15 protein-coding genes and 2 tRNA genes are annotated in these 18,422 nt (G+C 44.5%); 3 read left to right on the forward strand and 14 right to left on the reverse strand.

The window, feature by feature from the left end; genetic code table 11:
- Positions 1-79 precede the first annotated feature (79 nt).
- Complete coding sequence (locus QWZ04_RS14120) at positions 80-586, reverse strand: GNAT family N-acetyltransferase (RefSeq protein WP_290328919.1); 507 nt, start codon at positions 584-586, stop codon at positions 80-82.
- Positions 570-1,097 (reverse strand): ubiquinone anaerobic biosynthesis accessory factor UbiT, encoded by a 528-nt coding sequence (gene ubiT / locus QWZ04_RS14125; RefSeq protein ID WP_290328920.1) that lies wholly within the window; start codon positions 1,095-1,097, stop codon positions 570-572. The genes QWZ04_RS14120 and ubiT overlap by 17 nt, the downstream gene beginning before the upstream one ends.
- A gap of 198 nt (positions 1,098-1,295) precedes the next feature.
- On the opposite strand from ubiT, the gene QWZ04_RS14130 reads away from it, so the two are divergent.
- The 3 genes from QWZ04_RS14130 to QWZ04_RS14140 all read left to right on the forward strand — a co-directional run bounded on the left by QWZ04_RS14130 (position 1,296) and on the right by QWZ04_RS14140 (position 5,526).
- On the forward strand, positions 1,296-3,335 hold the full coding sequence (locus QWZ04_RS14130; RefSeq protein ID WP_290328921.1) for an EAL domain-containing protein: 2,040 nt from the start codon (positions 1,296-1,298) through the stop codon (positions 3,333-3,335).
- A gap of 292 nt (positions 3,336-3,627) precedes the next feature.
- Positions 3,628-4,641: a ubiquinone anaerobic biosynthesis protein UbiU gene (gene ubiU / locus QWZ04_RS14135; RefSeq protein ID WP_290328922.1), complete on the forward strand. Its 1,014-nt coding sequence runs from the start codon at positions 3,628-3,630 to the stop codon at positions 4,639-4,641.
- A 12-nt stretch (positions 4,642-4,653) separates the two neighbouring features.
- The gene (locus QWZ04_RS14140) at positions 4,654-5,526 is read left to right on the forward strand and encodes a U32 family peptidase (protein WP_290328923.1); all 873 of its coding nucleotides are present in this window, start codon (positions 4,654-4,656) and stop codon (positions 5,524-5,526) included.
- A gap of 100 nt (positions 5,527-5,626) precedes the next feature.
- Here the strand turns inward: QWZ04_RS14140 and nlpI are convergent, their stop codons facing one another.
- The 12 genes from nlpI to glmM all read right to left on the reverse strand — a co-directional run bounded on the left by nlpI (position 5,627) and on the right by glmM (position 18,418).
- Positions 5,627-6,523 carry a lipoprotein NlpI gene (gene nlpI, locus QWZ04_RS14145; RefSeq protein WP_290328924.1) on the reverse strand — a complete coding sequence of 299 codons (897 nt, stop codon included), beginning with the start codon at positions 6,521-6,523 and terminating at the stop codon, positions 5,627-5,629.
- A 136-nt stretch (positions 6,524-6,659) separates the two neighbouring features.
- Positions 6,660-8,792, reverse strand: coding sequence for a polyribonucleotide nucleotidyltransferase (pnp, locus tag QWZ04_RS14150; RefSeq protein ID WP_290328925.1), 2,133 nt, complete (start codon positions 8,790-8,792; stop codon positions 6,660-6,662).
- Between the two features lie 425 nt (positions 8,793-9,217).
- Positions 9,218-9,487: a 30S ribosomal protein S15 gene (gene rpsO, locus QWZ04_RS14155; protein WP_102522204.1), complete on the reverse strand. Its 270-nt coding sequence runs from the start codon at positions 9,485-9,487 to the stop codon at positions 9,218-9,220.
- Between the two features lie 342 nt (positions 9,488-9,829).
- Positions 9,830-10,798 carry a tRNA pseudouridine(55) synthase TruB gene (gene truB / locus QWZ04_RS14160; RefSeq protein WP_290328926.1) on the reverse strand — a complete coding sequence of 323 codons (969 nt, stop codon included), beginning with the start codon at positions 10,796-10,798 and terminating at the stop codon, positions 9,830-9,832.
- Positions 10,798-11,193 (reverse strand): 30S ribosome-binding factor RbfA, encoded by a 396-nt coding sequence (gene rbfA, locus QWZ04_RS14165; protein ID WP_290328927.1) that lies wholly within the window; start codon positions 11,191-11,193, stop codon positions 10,798-10,800. The genes truB and rbfA overlap by 1 nt, the downstream gene beginning before the upstream one ends.
- Positions 11,194-11,290: 97 nt before the next feature.
- Positions 11,291-13,987: a translation initiation factor IF-2 gene (gene infB, locus QWZ04_RS14170; RefSeq protein WP_290328928.1), complete on the reverse strand. Its 2,697-nt coding sequence runs from the start codon at positions 13,985-13,987 to the stop codon at positions 11,291-11,293.
- A gap of 23 nt (positions 13,988-14,010) precedes the next feature.
- The gene (nusA, locus tag QWZ04_RS14175) at positions 14,011-15,498 is read right to left on the reverse strand and encodes a transcription termination factor NusA (RefSeq protein ID WP_290328929.1); all 1,488 of its coding nucleotides are present in this window, start codon (positions 15,496-15,498) and stop codon (positions 14,011-14,013) included.
- A 35-nt stretch (positions 15,499-15,533) separates the two neighbouring features.
- Positions 15,534-15,989, reverse strand: a complete 456-nt coding sequence (rimP, locus tag QWZ04_RS14180; protein WP_290328930.1) for a ribosome maturation factor RimP — start codon at positions 15,987-15,989, stop codon at positions 15,534-15,536.
- A 260-nt stretch (positions 15,990-16,249) separates the two neighbouring features.
- A tRNA-Met gene (locus QWZ04_RS14185) sits at positions 16,250-16,326 on the reverse strand.
- A gap of 54 nt (positions 16,327-16,380) precedes the next feature.
- Positions 16,381-16,465 (reverse strand) — tRNA-Leu (locus QWZ04_RS14190).
- A 10-nt stretch (positions 16,466-16,475) separates the two neighbouring features.
- A complete protein-coding gene (gene secG / locus QWZ04_RS14195; RefSeq protein ID WP_290328931.1) occupies positions 16,476-16,811 on the reverse strand; it encodes a preprotein translocase subunit SecG in 336 nt (111 codons plus the stop codon).
- Positions 16,812-17,080: 269 nt separating this feature from the next.
- The gene (gene glmM, locus QWZ04_RS14200; protein ID WP_290328932.1) at positions 17,081-18,418 is read right to left on the reverse strand and encodes a phosphoglucosamine mutase; all 1,338 of its coding nucleotides are present in this window, start codon (positions 18,416-18,418) and stop codon (positions 17,081-17,083) included.
- Between the last annotated feature and the right edge of the window lie 4 nt (positions 18,419-18,422).

An 18,422-nucleotide genomic window follows, 5' to 3' on the forward strand; every position in this document is an offset into this window, starting at 1 on the left:
TTCATATGAGTATCAAGTTTGGTCATCTGCATGCAATAAACCAAAACCAAAACCAAAACCAGAACCAGAACCACTCACATTAGGTAAGAGCTAGAAACTCTTCGCTGTATTTCACCAAGCCAGTGTGTCCGTTTAATTCACCGTCTAATAATGACATTACTTGGAACGCACCCTCGGGTACTTCCCACTGACAATTCAATTGATGGTCAGTTGCGGACCCAAAGCCAAAACGGCCATAGAAATTAGGATCGCCTAACACAACACACACTGGATACCCCAACTCAGCTAATGATTCTAGCCCCTCACGGATGAGTTGAGAGCCAATTCCACTATTACGATAGTCTTTTCGAACAGACACAGGAGCAAGCCCTTGCCAATTCAAATCAGCATCACCAACCATTACCGGGCTAAACATAGCATGCCCTACCAATTCCCCCTCATCGTTACATGCAACAAGAGACAAGGTTCTTTGGCCATTCTCTCGCAATTGCATCACTAGGGCTGCTTCCCCACTATCGGGAAACACCTCATCGAGAAGACGTTGAATCGGTAATATGTCGGCAGGAGCCTCAGTTCGAATAAGCATTAGTAACCTCTTGAGTTTCAGTCTGAGTTTGCAGGCCTTTTTGAACAAAATCCGCAAGTTGATCTAGCATGGTTTTCATCGCACTTGGTAGAGCATCTAAATCGACACTGTCCATCAAGTTTTTAACTTCTAAGCCAAGTTCTGTATCACCTTCAATACTCAAGCGACGTTGAAAAAACAACGTATCCGGATCTTCTTTGCGACCAGCAATTAAAACTAAATCGTTCAGCTGACCGCTAAAACTAACATCGGATTCCTTTGGAGAGTCGGCAACAATAAGCGCTTCGTCTTGATAACTTATGTACCAAGCCAAGTCCATGTCACTAATTTTTACTTTCAACCATTTACCTTCTAAGAACTCAAAGTCTCCATCTTCCAACGCTTCTTTGAATACCTGTTTTAGCGCTTCAAGCAGCGCTCGTTTTTGCAGCGCATGAGGAAGTAAATGGACTGGAGATCTCAAAATTGATGCTGCATTGTGTACCAGCTGGGCACGAATCTTGTTTAACACGCTAAAATCTCTTCAGTTAATGGTTGGTTTTCTAGTGCCCATAGTAGAGGATTCTCGGACTCAAATCATGTTATGCGTCAAAAAAATCATCGCTAGACTTTCGAGACCTTTTACATCTGAGTTTTCAAGGTTATAGTTATTGAGATCACGCATTCTAAGTACATGCAGAGCGATTGCAGACATTTCGGTAAAATATTGATGCCAACAGAACAACTACAACTCTGGTTTTCAAAGCTAACGGATAATAGCCCGTTTTTCTTTGCAATATTGGACAACGCGCACAACTATCGCATGGTGAATGATCGCTATTGTGAAATTTCGGGGCTAGATAAAACCGAAATGATAGGCATGTGTGACAAACAGATCCTTGGTGAGCTGTTTTATAAAAACCTGCAACCTTACTACCAACGCGCTTTTAATGGCGAAACCGTTGAAGCTGAAATTACGCTTAACGATCACAGTTTAGAAACGAGCTTACACTTCAGTATATCGCCCATCATCAGCAAGGGCGCGGTGGAGTTCATTACTTTCCATGCGATTGATACCTCCGAAAAACAGATTCTCGTTCGCTCACTAGAAGAGTCTGAAAACAAGTTTGCTCGGCTAACGGAATTATTGCCAAATGGCTTGTTATTGGTGGAAGATGGTTGCATCATCTCAGCCAATCAAGCGTCATCGCAACTTTTGGGCTTTAATAGCCCCGCCGAGTTGTTAGGCGAAGAGTTCTCTCGACTATTTGTCGACGAAAAAAGCAAACGCACTTTTGGCTCTCAGTTGATCCACCTACTCTCTGAAACCAGCATCCACTGTTTAACCGGTGCTCGTTGCGGTATAGAAAGACGCGTTAAGCTTAAGTCAGAAGCCACCAGCATTCTTGGTAGCCAATCTCATATCATCTTAATTGAGGATTTAACCGAAACTGATCTGAGTAGCTCTCAAATCCGCGGCGAAGATGCTCATATCGATTCATTCACTAACCTGTACAATCGGTTTGGCTTTACAAAACGACTAGAGCAATTCATTCAAAATGAAACGCCTTTAGTCATGTTGTACCTCGACATAGATAACTTCAAAAACATTAATGACTCTTTGGGCCACCATATTGGCGACAAAGTCATTAAAGAAGTCTCGGAAAGACTGCAGCGACTATTGCCCTCTCAGGCAGTATTGAGCCACCTGGGTGGTGATGAGTTTGGTATAATTCTGCCCGACCCTGATCACAACAGAACGGTGGATCTTTTAGGAGAGCGGATCATTTCTTTGATCAACCAGCCATTCGATCTCCACCATTTCAGCAAGCGCTTGGCGTGTTCTATCGGTAGCGTCGGCTTTCCGGGTGACGGCCAAGATGCGCGTATCTTGCTGCAAAATGCCGATACCGCGATGTACGAAGCCAAAGACCGCGGACGTAACCGCTTAATCAAGTTCAATGATCAAATGAACAAAGAAGCGCGCATGCGACTTTGGCTTGAAATTGAACTTCAAAAAGCACTGCAACAAAATGGTTTAGAAGTTTGGTATCAACCAAAAGTAAACGCCAAAGACTTCAGTATTAATGGCGCTGAAGCTTTAGTTCGCTGGAAACATCCTGTTGAAGGCTACATTAGCCCAGGCGCATTTATTCCTGTTGCTGAAAAGGCAGGGCTCATTGAACAACTTGGCCGAGTGGTGATGCGAGAGGTATTTTCAACAGTTAAACGCTGGAAGGTACAAGGTATTTTACCCGGTCGTGTCGCCATCAACTTATCTCCGGAACAATTTGGTAATCCAAAGCTCATTAATTACATGGAGAAGTTACTTCATACCACAGAACTCGACCCGAGCTGCATCACCTTCGAACTCACTGAAAGTGCGGTAATGAGTAACAGTGACCACACGCTACAAATGCTAAATGCCATCAAGAAACTTGGCTTTGCTTTGTCGATAGATGACTTCGGCACTGGCTATTCGTCGTTATCTTACCTTGCTCGTTTTCCTCTTGATGAGTTAAAAATCGACCGAGCATTCATCACCGATATCGACACACTCCCCAAACAAATCACGGTCATTGAAAACATCATCAATCTTGGTAAATCGCTGAATTTAACCGTCGTTGCTGAAGGGGTAGAAACACGCCACCAAGCCACGTTATTATCCAATCTAGATTGCCATTCAATTCAAGGTTTTCACTTTTACCGACCACAGCCAAAACAAGAAGTGGAAGAATTATTAGTGCAAAATAGAAGACACAAAAACTAAAATTAGAGCTCCCCGTGAGCTCTTTTTTGTTCTGCCGATTCTGTCGTCCATAAATCTTTAACTCTAAGCTTCCCTAAGTAAAATTTAGTACTTCGCTTTTAGTACTTCGCTTTTAGTACTTCGCTTTTAGTACTTAGCCTTTAGTACCTCGCCTCTAGTACTTCGCTTTTAGCACCTCGCCTTTAGCACTTCCCTCAACCTAATCAACAAAAACCTGCCTTGTATCAAACTCAGCATTCATAATTGTTCATAAAATGCTGCCTACAAATAATAACAACTAGGTAACAAGCGCATGGAACTCCTTTGCCCAGCTGGTAACTTACCTGCTCTAAAAACTGCAATCGATTGTGGCGCTGATGCGGTATACATCGGATTCAAAGATGATACTAATGCTCGCCATTTTGCAGGCCTCAATTTTACGGGGAAGAAGCTCGATAAAGCGGTGCAGTATGTTCATGACCACAATAAAAAAATTCATGTTGCATTGAATACGTTTGCACACCCTAATGGGTTTGAACGCTGGACCAATGCTGTGGATAACGCGGCGGCTATCGGCGTTGACGCATTGATTGTGGCTGACATTGCTGTATTAGACTACGCCGCAACTAAGTACCCAGAGATGGAGTTACACCTCTCTGTACAGGCATCGGCAACCAATGTCGCTGCCATCCAGTTTTATACCAATAATTTCAATGTTAAGCGGGTGGTATTGCCTCGCGTACTGTCAATTCATCAAGTAAAACAACTGTCTCGCAACATTCCACAAGGTGTGGAGCTTGAGGTATTTGCTTTTGGCAGTTTATGCATCATGGCTGAAGGCCGCTGTTACTTATCATCTTATATGACTGGTGAATCGCCAAACACGGTAGGTGCTTGCTCTCCCGCGAAATATGTTCGCTGGCAAGAAACTGAAAATGGCCTGGAATCAAGATTGAACGAGATTTTGATAGATAGATACGCGGAAGGTGAAAACGCTGGCTACCCTACATTATGTAAAGGCCGCTTTGATGTGAACATTGATGGCGAACAAAAGCGTTATCACGCACTTGAAGAGCCAACCAGCCTGAATACCCTCTCAATGCTGCCCGATTTATTTGCCGCTAATGTGGCTTCAGTAAAAATCGAGGGCCGTCAGCGTAGCCCCGCCTATGTTGAGCAGGTCACTCGAACATGGCGTGAAGCGATCGACCACTACTTAGCTAACCCCGAGCAATATCAAGTTGCCAAGCAATGGGATGCCGCGTTGGCAAACGTTTCTGAGGGTACACAAACCACTTTGGGTGCTTATCACCGTAAATGGCAATAAAGAGAGATTGATATGAAATACGCACTAGGCCCTCTTCTTTACTTTTGGCCAAAACATGATGTTGAGAGTTTTTATCAACAAGCGGCAAACAGCCAAGCAGATATCATTTACCTTGGTGAAAGTGTTTGTTCAAAAAGGCGTGAGATGAAGCCTGCACATTGGTTTGAAGTTGCTAAACAACTCGCAGCCGATGGTAAGCAGGTGGTGCTTTCAACCATGGCTTTGTTAGAGGCGGCAAGTGAAGTCAATGTCATGAAGAAGTACATTGATAATGGTGATTTCACCATCGAAGCCAATGATGTTTCGGCCATTCAACTTGCCAGTGACAGCAAAGTTCCGTTTGTTGTTGGCCCTGCAGTCAATGCTTATAACGCCCAAACACTGCAATTGTTTTTAAAACAAGGGATGATTCGTTGGTGTATGCCTGTTGAATTATCGCGAGAGTGGCTATTACAAGTGATGACTCAGTGCGAGCAACTTGGCATCCGCAACCAATTTGAAGTCGAAGTGTTTAGCCACGGCTATTTGCCATTGGCATATTCAGCACGTTGCTTTACCGCTCGTGCAGAAAATAAACCAAAAGACGAATGTGAAACGTGCTGCATTCGCTACCCAACAGGGTTAAAAGTGGAAAGCCAAGAGGGTCAAGAAGTCTTTAACCTCAATGGAATTCAAACACAATCAGGGTATTGCTATAACCTAGTCAATGACTTGACCAGCATGGAAGGATTGGTTGACGTTGTGCGACTGAGCCCTCTAGGGTTAGAGACGTTCTCGCATATAGATCAATTTAAAGCCAACGAACAAGGGTTGAACCCAATCAAACTAGAAAGCCGCCAATGTAATGGCTTCTGGCACCAATTAGCCGGTTTAGAAGTAAAGTAAATTCAAATAGGTCGGTTTCCTTAATAACAAAAAGTCACCCATAACATGAGTGACTTTATTGTTTTATCTAGCGCTAACCGCTTGAATTCAGCGTTTAAGCTTACTTCTGATCTTGCCCTAGCTCGTTCTGCCTTGCTTCTCGAAGAATTGTGTACATATTGCCAAGCTCGAGATAAGAATATCGGTGCTCTACGTACTCAAAAACATTGAATGCTAAAGACAACTTATAAAGTGAGATCGCATTTGCATAGTCTCCCTTCAGTTGGTGACGTTTACCTAAGTAGAAATAAATCTCTGTTAAACGTTGAGCTAGGATTTCATTACCTGTGGATCCATCAACAATGGCTTTGTAAGCCTGTTCTTCACTGATTTCTTCCAACATAATGGCAACCATTAACCAACCCCAGCGATCCCCTCTTTCGTCGTAACGCTGTTTAAGTTTATTCGCAGCGGCTACAGGATCAATTTCAAGTTCTATCACATAGAGCCACAGCGCTCTAAATGGGTCTTGGCTATCATCTGAATAGTGCTTACTCATTTCTTCAAAGGCGAGCTCGTAGCGGCCACCGTAATAAAGAGCAATAGCGCGGTTACGCTCCGCGTATTCGTTTCCTGGGTCAAGCTCTAAAGTAGAGTCGAAGGATTCATAAGCGGCATCAAATTCACGTTTCTCTGTGAAATAAACCCCTAGCAGATTGTAGACATCCGGTTGACGAGGATTCAGCTTAAGTGAACGTTCAAAGTCCAATCGAGCTAAATCGCGCAAACCAACACTATCGTAATAATTGCCGCGTTCGTAATACATTTTTGCACGGACATCGTTGTTCAAATCTTGACGAGTGAGTAACTGAGAAAGGCGAGCAATTTGAACTTCTTGTTGCAAGCTAGGTTGAAGCGGAACGGCCATAGGTGGATAAACCCATTGGCTATTGTTAGATGCACATCCTGTCAGCAGTAGAAGCGCACTAACTCCTGCTATTTTTAACCATTTAACCAAACTGATTCTCCTGTTTTCTCCTCGCCTCATTGATTTGACGTATTTTTTGTATAAAAAAAGGGAGGAGCTTATTCGCTCCTCCCTTTATAACATGCTTTTGCTTAATTGCGTAAGCGAGTTACTTATTCAGTATTCGTTATTCAGCGCTTGCTTCGTCACTAGATGCCGCTTCTTCAGCTGGCTTTTCTACTGCTTCTTTCATGCTCAAACGTACACGGCCTTGACGGTCAATTTCAAGTACTTTAACAGGTACTTCTTGGCCTTCTGTTAGGTAGTCAGATACTTTCTCTACACGCTTATCAGCGATTTGAGAGATGTGTACTAGACCATCTTTACCAGGAAGAATCGTTACGAATGCACCGAAATCAGCAAGACGCGCAACTTTACCCATGTAGATAGTACCTACTTCAACTTCAGCAGTTAGTGCTTTAATGCGGTTGATCGCATCTTCAGCTTGCTCACCAGAAGTTGCAGCAATCTTAACTGTACCGTCGTCTTCGATTTCGATCGTAGTACCAGTCTCTTCACAAAGAGAACGGATCACAGCGCCGCCTTTACCGATTACGTCACGGATCTTATCAGTGTTGATCTTCATCGTGTGGATACGTGGAGCGAACTCAGAGATATCTTCACGAGCACCAGAAATTGCTTCATCCATCACTGTAAGGATGTGCTTACGCGCACCTTGAGCTTGGTTAAGAGCGATTTGCATGATCTCTTTAGTGATACCTTCGATTTTGATGTCCATTTGAAGAGCAGTAATACCTTCGTTAGTACCTGCTACTTTAAAGTCCATGTCGCCAAGGTGATCTTCGTCGCCTAGGATGTCAGAAAGAACAACGAAGTCGTCACCTTCTTTAACTAGACCCATCGCGATACCAGCAACAGATGCTTTAATTGGAACACCAGCATCCATAAGAGCTAGAGACGTACCACATACAGAAGCCATTGAAGAAGAACCGTTAGATTCTGTGATTTCCGATACAACACGAACTGTGTATGGGAATTCTTCAATAGAAGGCATTACTGCAGCAATACCACGTTTAGCAAGCTTACCGTGACCAATTTCACGACGCTTAGGAGAACCAACAAAACCAGTTTCACCTACACAGTATGGAGGGAAGTTGTAGTGTAGAAGGAAGTGATCTTTCTTCTCACCCATTAGGCTGTCGATGATTTGAGCATCACGTTGCGTACCAAGCGTTGCTGTAACAAGGGCTTGAGTTTCACCACGAGTGAACAAAGAAGAACCGTGAGTACGCGGAAGAACGCCAGTACGAACATCAAGTGCACGAACCATGTCTTTTTCACGACCATCGATACGTGGGTTACCAGCAATGATGCGGCCACGTACAACGTTTTTCTCAAGAGAACCTAGCATACCGCGAACTTCGCGCTCATCCAGAGTTTCGTCAGACGCTAGAAGCTCAGCAACCACTTCATTTTTGATTGCGCCAACTTGCTCGTAACGAGCCATTTTTTCAGTGATTTGGTAAGCTTCAGAAAGACGAGTTTCTGCTTTTTCAGCAACAAGAGCTTTAAGCTCAGTGTTTACTGCAGGTGCTTCCCAGTTCCAAGACGGAGTAGCAACTTCAGCTGCAAACTCATTGATTGCTTGGATAACTACTTGTTGTTGATCGTGACCGTAAACAACCGCTGCTAGCATCTCTTCTTCAGACAGGTTGTCTGCTTCAGATTCAACCATAAGTACCGCGCCTTCAGTACCAGACACAACTAGGTCTAGTTTAGAGCTTTCAAGCTCAGTGTTTGAAGGGTTAAGTACTAGTTCGCCATCGATGTGACCAACACGTGCTGCACCGATAGGACCATTGAATGGAACACCAGCGATAGACAGCGCCGCAGACGTAGCGATCATAGTGATCATGTCTGGATTAACTTCAGGGTTGATAGAAACAACCGTTGCAATTACCTGTACTTCGTTTTTGAAAGCACTTGGGAAAAGTGGACGGATTGGACGGTCGATAAGACGAGCCGTTAGTGTTTCAGCTTCAGAAGGACGACCTTCACGCTTGAAGAAACCACCAGGGATTTTACCAGCAGCGTAAGTACGCTCTTGGTAGTTAACTGTTAGCGGGAAGAAGTCTTGACCTTCTACAGCCGCTTTTTTAGCAACAACAGAAACGAATACTGATGTATCGTCCATGCTAGCCATAACTGCTGCAGTCGCTTGGCGAGCCATAACGCCTGTTTCTAGAGTAACGGTGTGGTTGCCGTATTTAAACGACTTAACAACTGGTTTTTCGAACATTGTATTTCCTTTCGTCTAGGGAGGCCCTAGATTGGAGTTAAAATAACCAAAACATTACGAATCGCGACTAGTAAAAAAGGGCTTAGGAGGTACGAAAAGCTAAGTGCTAAGCTCTAAGTGTTAAGAGCTAAAAGCATCACTTTCTACGCTAAGCACTTATCTTCTCTTACTTCGCTTTTAGCTTTTAGCTTTTAGCTTTTAGTACTTAGCTCTTAGTACTTCGCTCTTAGCGCAAGCCCGCTTTTAATAGCCGCGACCTTTTGGTCGACATCGGTGACTGTAATGCAAAGGTAGTATGCGATTAAAATAACCGAAGTTACTTTAATGGGACGTAGTATAAACTACTTAATCGAGGGATTGCTATTGCTAGCAAAATTTAGATAGCAAAAAAGGGGCATATAGCCCCTTTTTTGTACAAACAGATCTTAGCGACGTAGGCCTAGACGTTTGATTAGGTCTTGGTAACGAGAAAGGTTTTTGCCTTTCAAGTAATCAAGAAGCTTACGACGGCGAGAAACCATACGTAACAGACCACGACGGCTGTGGTGATCGTGGATGTGCGATTTGAAGTGACCTTGTAGGTGGTTGATAGAAGCAGTAAGTAGTGCTACTTGTACTTCAGGTGAACCAGTGTCGCCTTCTACTTGCGCGTATTCTGCAACGATTGCTGCTTTAGTTTCTGCATTCAGAGACATATATCTCTCCTAATAAGAGTTAGGTTTTTAAAAGTGTGTCAGCCAATCTCTGATTCAGCCGACACGTGAAGCGCGAATTATACGGGAGTATTTAGTAAACACAAGCGGTTTAAAAGAAGGAATATATAAAGCGTTCGCCCGAGTCATGAGAATGAAGGTTACGGGTTACGGGTTACGGGTTACGGGTTACGGGTTACGGGTTACGGGTTACGGGTTACGGGAGTATCTGGGCTTCTTCTCGAAAGGCCAAACTAAATCGCCTCAGTGCTATAAATAAAAAAGAGCAAAAGCGACACCCGCTTTTGCTCCTAAATCTCTAACTTCGCTTTTAGTACTTCGCACTTAGCCTTTCACGCTTTCCAGTTCGGCTTCTTCGTCTCTAAAGACAACCAAACGCTTTGGCGCTACGCGTCCTGAATCATCCATATCAGCAACACCAATGAAGAGTTTTTCTTCTCCACTGGTCATGCGAACGGTGCCTTCAGTTGGCGCACCGGAAACTTGCACCGGCTGACCATGCTGTACCAAATCGGTGAGCTCAGCATCAAGATTTACTTCTGGTAAATCCTCAACCGCGGTATCCATTGGTAGTAGCAATGCATCTAACAAGTCTTTCGGCGCGAGGCCTTGATCATTGGCATGCTCAACAAGCTCGTTCAATTGCTCAAGAGTTACCATGCGCTCATACGGGTACTTAGCAACACCAGTACGGCGTAAATACGTTACGTGCGCACCGCAACCTAACATTTCACCCAAATCATCAGTGATGGTTCGGATGTAAGTGCCTTTAGAGCAGTGCACTTCCATCTCGACTTCGTCACCTTCAAAGCGAAGAAGTTTGATAGAGTAAACGGTGATCTTTCTTGATTCACGAGGCACTTCAATGCCCTCTCGAGCATATTCGTACAAAGGGCGACCTTGGTACTTGAGTGCAGAGAACATTGAAGGGATTTGGTCCGTCGTACCACGAAATTTGGCAATGCATTCTTCAAGCTGTTCTTGAGTCACATTGACATCACGTGTTTCAACCACTTCGCCATCGGAATCTGACGTGTTAGTGCGCTCGCCAAGTTTGGCAATTACAACATAACGTTTATCAGAGTCGAGCAAGAACTGAGAGAACTTCGTTGCTTCACCAAGACAAATGGGCAGCATCCCTGTCGCTAAAGGATCAAGTGCACCTGTATGACCTGCTTTTTGAGCAAAGTAAATGCGCTTTACTTTTTGCAAAGCATCGTTTGACGAAATGCCCGTTGGTTTATCAAGTAGCAAAACACCATTAATTGGACGACCTTTACGACGGCGAGCCATTACTCTTCGTCCTCGCGACCTGCTTCTTGTTTTTTCTGCTTGTCGTTACTAAGCACTTCACTCACTAAGTTAGACATGCGCATACCTTCAACCAGTGTATCATCGTAAGTAAAGCGAACTTCAGGAGTTAGGCGGTGACGAATACGCTTACCTAACGCCATACGAACCGGTACTTCATGCTCTTTAAGAGCAGCTAAGCACGATTCAGGTGTTTGCTCACCAATACAAAGGAAAGTAACGAATACTTTTGCGTATGCAAGATCACGAGACACTTCAACATCAGAGATGGTTACCATACCGATACGAGAATCACGAACCTCACGTTGTAGGATCAACGCCAGCTCTTTTTGCAGCTGTTGCGACACACGTTGTGTGCGGCTAAATTCTTTTGCCATTTTCTTTTCTCACTATAGAAAGAATGGGGGGCAAAAGCCCCCCATGGTGTATTCAACAACCCATTACCGTCTATTAAGACTCAGTAATGTTAGTCAATTAGTCGAGAGTACGTTTGATTTCAACGATTTCGAATACTTCGATTTGGTCACCAACGCGAACATCATTGTAGTTCTTAACGCCGATACCACACTCGTAGCCGTTCTTAACTTCTTGTACGTCATCTTTAAAGCGACGAAGTGATTCTAGCTCACCTTCGTAAATAACCACGTTTTCACGAAGAACGCGAATTGGGTTATTACGCTTAATAGTACCTTCAGTAACCATACAACCTGCGATAGCACCAAGTTTAGGCGACTTAAATACGTCACGTACTTGAGCAAGACCAATGATCTCTTGCTTGAACTCAGGAGCAAGCATACCGCCCATCGCTTGTTTCACTTCGTCAATCAATTGGTAAATGATTGAGTAGTAACGAAGGTCTAGGTTTTCGTTTTCGATAGTACGACGAGCCGTCGCATCAGCACGAACGTTGAAACCAAGGATGATAGCGTTAGAAGCGGCTGCAAGAACTGCGTCAGTTTCAGTAATACCACCAACACCAGAACCGATGATGTTCACTTTAACTTCTTCAGTAGAAAGCTTACGTAGAGAATCAGCGATAGCTTCAACAGAACCTTGAACGTCTGCTTTAAGTACTACGTTACACTCAGCAACTTCACCAGCGGTCATGTTCGCGAACATGTTCTCTAGTTTCGATTTTTGTTGGCGAGCCAGTTTAACATCACGGAATTTACCCTGACGGTAGTTAGCTACTTCACGTGCTTTACGCTCATCACGTACAACCGTTGCTTCATCACCAGAAGCAGGAACACCTGATAGACCAAGAATCTCTACTGGGATAGATGGGCCAGCAGTAACAATGTCTTGACCATTTTCATCACGCATTGCACGAACACGTCCGTACTCTTGACCACAAAGAACAATATCGCCCTTGTTAAGTGTACCAGACTGTACAAGTACTGTTGCAACAGGACCGCGACCTTTATCAAGACGAGATTCAACAACAACACCAGAGGCCATGCCCTCTTTAACAGCCGTTAGTTCAAGAACTTCAGACTGAAGCAAGATAGCTTCAAGTAGACCATCGATGTTAGTACCTTGTTTCGCAGAGATGTGAACGAAGATGTTCTCACCGCCCCACTCCTCTGGAATAACGTCGTATTGAGCTAGCTCATTCTTAACGTTATCTGGGTTCGCATCTTCTTTATCAATCTTGTTCACAGCAACAATCAGAGGAACACCGGCCGCTTTCGCGTGCTGGATTGCTTCGATTGTTTGTGGCATTACGCCATCGTCTGCCGCAACAACAAGAACAACGATATCCGTCGCTTGAGCACCACGAGCACGCATTGCGGTAAACGCGGCGTGTCCTGGAGTATCAAGGAAAGTGATCATGCCGTTGTCAGTGTCAACGTGGTAAGCACCGATGTGCTGTGTAATACCGCCCGCTTCACCCGATGCAACGTGTGCTTTACGGATGTAATCAAGAGTAGACGTTTTACCGTGGTCAACGTGACCCATGATAGTAACAACTGGAGCACGAGGCTCTACAGCTGAATCGTTATCACGGTCAGACAGTACCGCTTCTTCTAATTCGTTTTCTTTGCGAAGAATAACCTTGTGGCCCATTTCTTCTGCTACTAGTGAAGCAGTTTCTTGGTCGATCACTTGGTTAATGGTTGCCATAGCACCCATCTTCATCATTACTTTGATAACTTCAGTCGCTTTAACTGACATTTTGTTAGCAAGCTCAGAAACTACGATTGTTTCGCCGATTGCTACGTCAGATTTTGCAACCGATGCGCTCTTGTCAAAGCCATGTTGCATTGAAGTTGGTTTAGCAAGTTTGCCTTTACCACCACGACCACGTTGGTTACGACCACCACGGCTATTGTTAGCAGTTTGACCCGCTGGCGCAGCTTTCTTCTTACGGCGACGAGGAGCTTTCTCATCTTTCTTATCCGCAGCATCTTCAGCTTCACGAGCATAAGTAGAAGTAGTCACATGGTAATCTGAGTTCTCCATGGCTTTCTTCTTCTTCTCTTCTTCAGTCCAGCGCTCTTGGTTTTCTTCCGCTAGCTTACGTGCTTCTTCAACAAGCTTTGCAGCTTCTTGTTCAGCTTTACGTTGCGCTTCTTCTTCCTGACGGCGTTTAAGTTCGTCAGCATCTTTTTTCGCTTGTGCGTTTACATCTGAATTCTTCGTGTTCATGTCTTTTTTAGCCTTTTCAGCTTGTACGCGTTTCGCTTTCTCATCGGCTTCACGTTTTGCTGTATCCTCAGCGTCACGTTTTGCTTTATCGTCGGCTTCGCGTTGTGCTTTCTCTGCAGCGTCACGTTTTGCTAGCTCTTCAGCTTCGCGCTTTGCTAGCTCTTCGGCGTCACGTTTCGCTGCTTCCTCAGCTTCGCGTTTGGCTTCATCGTCAATTGCACTGCGTTTTACGTAGGTACGTTTCTTACGCACCTCTACTTGAACATTTTTACTCTTACCACCACCTGCATTTACGCTAAGCGTGCTGCGGGTTTTACGCTGTAGAGTTAGGCGAGTAGGCTCTGTTTCACCAGAGGTATCACCGTGCTCTTTTTTAAGATGAGTAAGAAGCTGTTGCTTCTCGTCATCGTTAACTTGGTCTTGACCCGATTTCTTCATGCCTGCGTCAGCAAGTTGTTCAATCAAGCGGTCCACTGGCGTACCAATTTCTTCACTCAGTGCTTTAACTGTCAATTCTGTCATGCCGCTACTCCTTGCTGAATCAATTATTCTTCGTCGCCGAACCAACAGATGTTACGTGCAGCCATGATAAGCTCACCAGCACGTTCTTCGGTCAATCCTTCAATACCTTCTAATTCGTCAACACCTTGGTCAGCAAGGTCTTCTAACGTTGCAACACCTTTTGCTGCAAGTTTGAACGCCATTTCACGCTCTAAACCTTCCAGACCTAGTAGGTCTTCAGCTGGCTCAACGCCGTCGAATGTTTCTTCTTGAGCAAGAGCAAGAGTAGTAAGCGCATCTTTCGCACGTTGGCGAAGCTCTTCTACCATTTCTTCGTTCAAGCCATCAACTTCCATCAACTCGTTCACTGGCACGTAAGCCACTTCTTCAAGCGTAGAGAAACCTTCTTCAACCAACAACTCAGCAAAGTCTTGCTCGATGTCTAGGTACTTCATGAAGTTTTCAATAGCAGCAACAGATTCTTCTTGGTGCTTCTTCTCAAGGTCAGCAACAGTCATTACGTTCAATTCCCAGCCAGTAAGCTGAGACGCTAGACGAACGTTTTGACCAGCACGGCCGATCGCTTGAGCAAGATTATCTGCTTCTACTGCGATGTCCATTGAGTGCGCGTCTTCATCGACAATGATAGATGCTACATCAGCAGGAGCCATTGCATTGATAACGAATTGTGCTGGGTTATCATCCCAAAGCACGATATCAATACGCTCACCGCCAAGTTCGCTTGAAACTGCTTGTACACGTGCACCACGCATACCAACACAAGCACCAACAGGGTCAATACGTTTGTCGTTAGTCTTAACTGCAATTTTAGCACGTGAGCCTGGATCGCGAGCTGCCGCTTTTAATTCGATAAGCTCTTCTGCAATTTCTGGCACTTCAACACGGAAAAGCTCAGAAAGCATTTCAGGCTTAGAACGTGTGATGAACAGTTGGAAACCACGCGCTTCAGGAGCAACTTTGTAAAGAAGACCACGAACACGGTCACCCGGACGGAAGTTTTCACGCGGAAGTTGGTCATCACGTAGGATAACGGACTCTGCATTATTACCTAAATCAAGGATAACGGTATCGCGGTTCACTTTTTTAACAACGCCAGTAACTAGGTCACCTTCGTTGTCAATAAACTGCTCAACGATTTGTGCACGCTCAGCTTCACGTACTTTCTGTACGATAACTTGCTTAGCTGTTTGAGTCGTAATTCGGTCAAACGTTACTGAATCGATGTCATCTTCAACGTAGTCGCCCAGTTGCAATTCAGGGTCTTCGTATTGCGCCGCTTCAATTGAGATTTCGTTTGTTGGGCTTTCTACTTCCTCAACAATCAACCAACGACGGAATGTATCGAAGTTACCTGTTTTGCGATCGATCTCGACGCGTACTTCGATTTCTAATTCGTGTTTTTTCTTTGTAGCTGTCGCTAATGCGATTTCAAGCGCTTCAAAAATACGCTCACGAGGTACTGCTTTTTCGTTTGAAACAGCCTCTACAACCGCTAAAATTTCTCTGTTCATTAATCTAGCCTCTTAAGCTCTTTTCTCTATGAGAACTAAAATTTAGGGATCAGGTTAGCTTTCGAAATATTGCTAAGAGCAAATTCTTCTTTCTCACCATCTACTGTTAGTGTAATTGTCTCACCTTCTACGGTTTCAATCACACCTTTCCACTTGCGACGGTTGCTCATAGCCATTTTCAAAACAAGATTGACCTCGTGACCAATAAATTGTTCGTAATGCTCTACTTTGAAAAGTGGTCGCTCTAAACCAGGTGATGAGACCTCTAGGTTATAAGCAACGGTAATTGGGTCTTCAACGTCCATCACTGCGCTAACCTGACGGCTTACTTCCGCACAATCATCAACAAAGATGCCATTTTCGTGATCAATAAAGACACGAAGCGTTGAGTGTTCACCCGCACGGATAAACTCTAATCCAACCAATTCATAACCTGAAGCAGCCACTGGCGCCTCAAGTAATTCTGTTAGTTGTCTCTCTAAACCAGTCATGATACCACCCTTAGATAACCACTCTAGAAACAAAAAAAGGGCATATAGCCCTATCGATTTTACCAAGCGCACCCTGTACTTTAAAAAAACTAAAATACAGATAACAAAAAACCCCGAATTAGTCGGGGTTTTTGCTGCTGGACCCTGATATTGCTAAGCGACGATTTCACTTAGCTCGCAATCCGTTATCAACATATAGTATTAACGTATCGCGCAAACTTGCATCCATTACTCAAACTCAGATAAACCAAGTTGAGAATTGGTTGCGGGAGCCGGATTTGAACCGACGACCTTCGGGTTATGAGCCCGACGAGCTACCAAACTGCTCCATCCCGCGTCCGACTGTCGAGCATTATACGCTCGAACAAGTTTTTTACAAGTTTGTAAATCATGGTGCCGAGAGGGGGACTTGAACCCCCACACCCTAAGGCACTAGCACCTCATGCTAGCGTGTCTACCAATTTCACCATCTCGGCATCTATTCTATTACTGAGGAATCTCGTCGCTTTTCTCAGCGGGTAACTCACTCAATACATCAGTAGCTTGTTCAACAGTTTGACCTAAAGTTGGGTCAATCCATTGAGACTCAGTCGTGTGCGTAGACATACGACCTAACGCTAAGCTAGCGATGAAAAATACTGTTGCAAGAATTGCAGTTGTTCGGGTTAGGAAATTTCCTGAGCCACCGGCGCCAAATACTGTATTTGATGCACCCGCTCCGAACGAAGCTCCCATGTCTGCGCCTTTACCTTGTTGAATCAACACTAGGCCAATTACACCAACCGCTGCCAACAGGTAAATCACAAGTAGAACTGTATACATGCCTTCCACCTATGTTCAAAATTGTTGAGCCAGCGCCGTCGTATTGAACTAATCTACATAAAATTAGATTCGAGAGACAAGGCTAGCGCACCTTCATTCCTGAAGGCCGAGCAATACTAGCGAAAGCCTTATGCGCTGACAAGTAAAAATTCAAGAAAATGTAACCTTTTAAGCGCGTTTGGCTAAAAATAGCACAAAGAAGGTTATTTTAAATACGAATAGAAAGAACTCACAGCAGAAGAGTTAGCCCTCCCCTGCTGCCGACTCCTTTAACAGCTGGCTTTTACCGCCTCGGCAATATCAGTCGCCGATTGCTGTACTAACTCGCCATCTTCACCTTCAACCATCACTCGAAGTAACGGCTCGGTGCCTGACTTACGTAATAATACTCGGCCTTTATCGCCCAAATTCGCTTCCACCGCTTGAACCGCCGCTTTTACTGCTTCAGAGTCCAAAGGATTTGAGTCACCACTAAATCTCACATTAATTAATACTTGTGGGTAAAGCGTCATACCTTGTGATAACTCATTCAGGGTCATTTCACTACCAATGACAGAAGCAAGTACCTGTAGAGCAGCGACGATAGCATCACCAGTGGTGACTTTATCAAGTAAGATAACGTGACCTGAGTTTTCTGCACCGATCTTCCAACCTTTTGCTATCAACTGTTCCATTACGTAGCGGTCACCAACAGATGCACGTACGAATGGGATACCTAATTGCTTAAGGCCATTTTCCATACCTAAGTTAGTCATCAATGTACCAACAACGCCGCCTTTTAGCTCTCCACGACGAAGCGCGTCACGAGCAATGATGTAAGCAATTTGGTCACCATCAACTTTGTTGCCAAGTTCATCAACCATGATGATACGGTCACCGTCACCATCAAAGGCTAAGCCGAGTGCAGCTTTCTCTTCTACAACACGCTTCTGCAGTGCGCGCACATCGGTGGCACCCACTTCATGGTTGATATTAGTACCGTTTGGCTCACAGCCCATCGCAACAACATCCGCCCCTAGCTCACTGAATACGCTCGGTGCAATATGGTAAGTTGCACCATGCGCACAATCGATAACGATTTTCATGCCAGCTAAGCTAAGTTCACTTGGGAATGTGCCTTTACAAAATTCAATGTAACGACCAGCAGCATCATCAAGGCGAACTGCTTTACCGAGATCTGCGGATTCAACACACTCAATATCTTTATCAAGTTCAGCTTCAATGGCTAATTCAATTTCATCTGAAAGCTTAGTGCCCTCTGAAGAGAAGAATTTAATGCCGTTATCGTAATAAGGATTGTGAGAGGCAGAAATCACGATACCGGCTTCGGCACGGAAAGTTTGTGTCAAATACGCAACAGCTGGTGTTGGCATTGGGCCAGTAAAGGTCGCTTTAAGACCTGCAGCGGCCAAACCGGCTTCCAGTGCAGATTCCAGCATGTAACCAGAGATGCGCGTATCTTTACCGATAATAACTTTTTTGGTGCCCTGCTTAGCTAAAACACGACCAGCAGCCCAGCCTAATTTTAATACGAAGTCTGGGGTAATTGGGTATTGGCCAACTTTACCGCGCACACCGTCGGTACCAAAATAACGTCTTGTAGACATAGAA

Origin of the sequence: Vibrio tapetis subsp. quintayensis (assembly GCF_030409945.1) — a bacterium.
Taxonomy (GTDB): Bacteria; Pseudomonadota; Gammaproteobacteria; order Enterobacterales; family Vibrionaceae; genus Vibrio; species Vibrio quintayensis.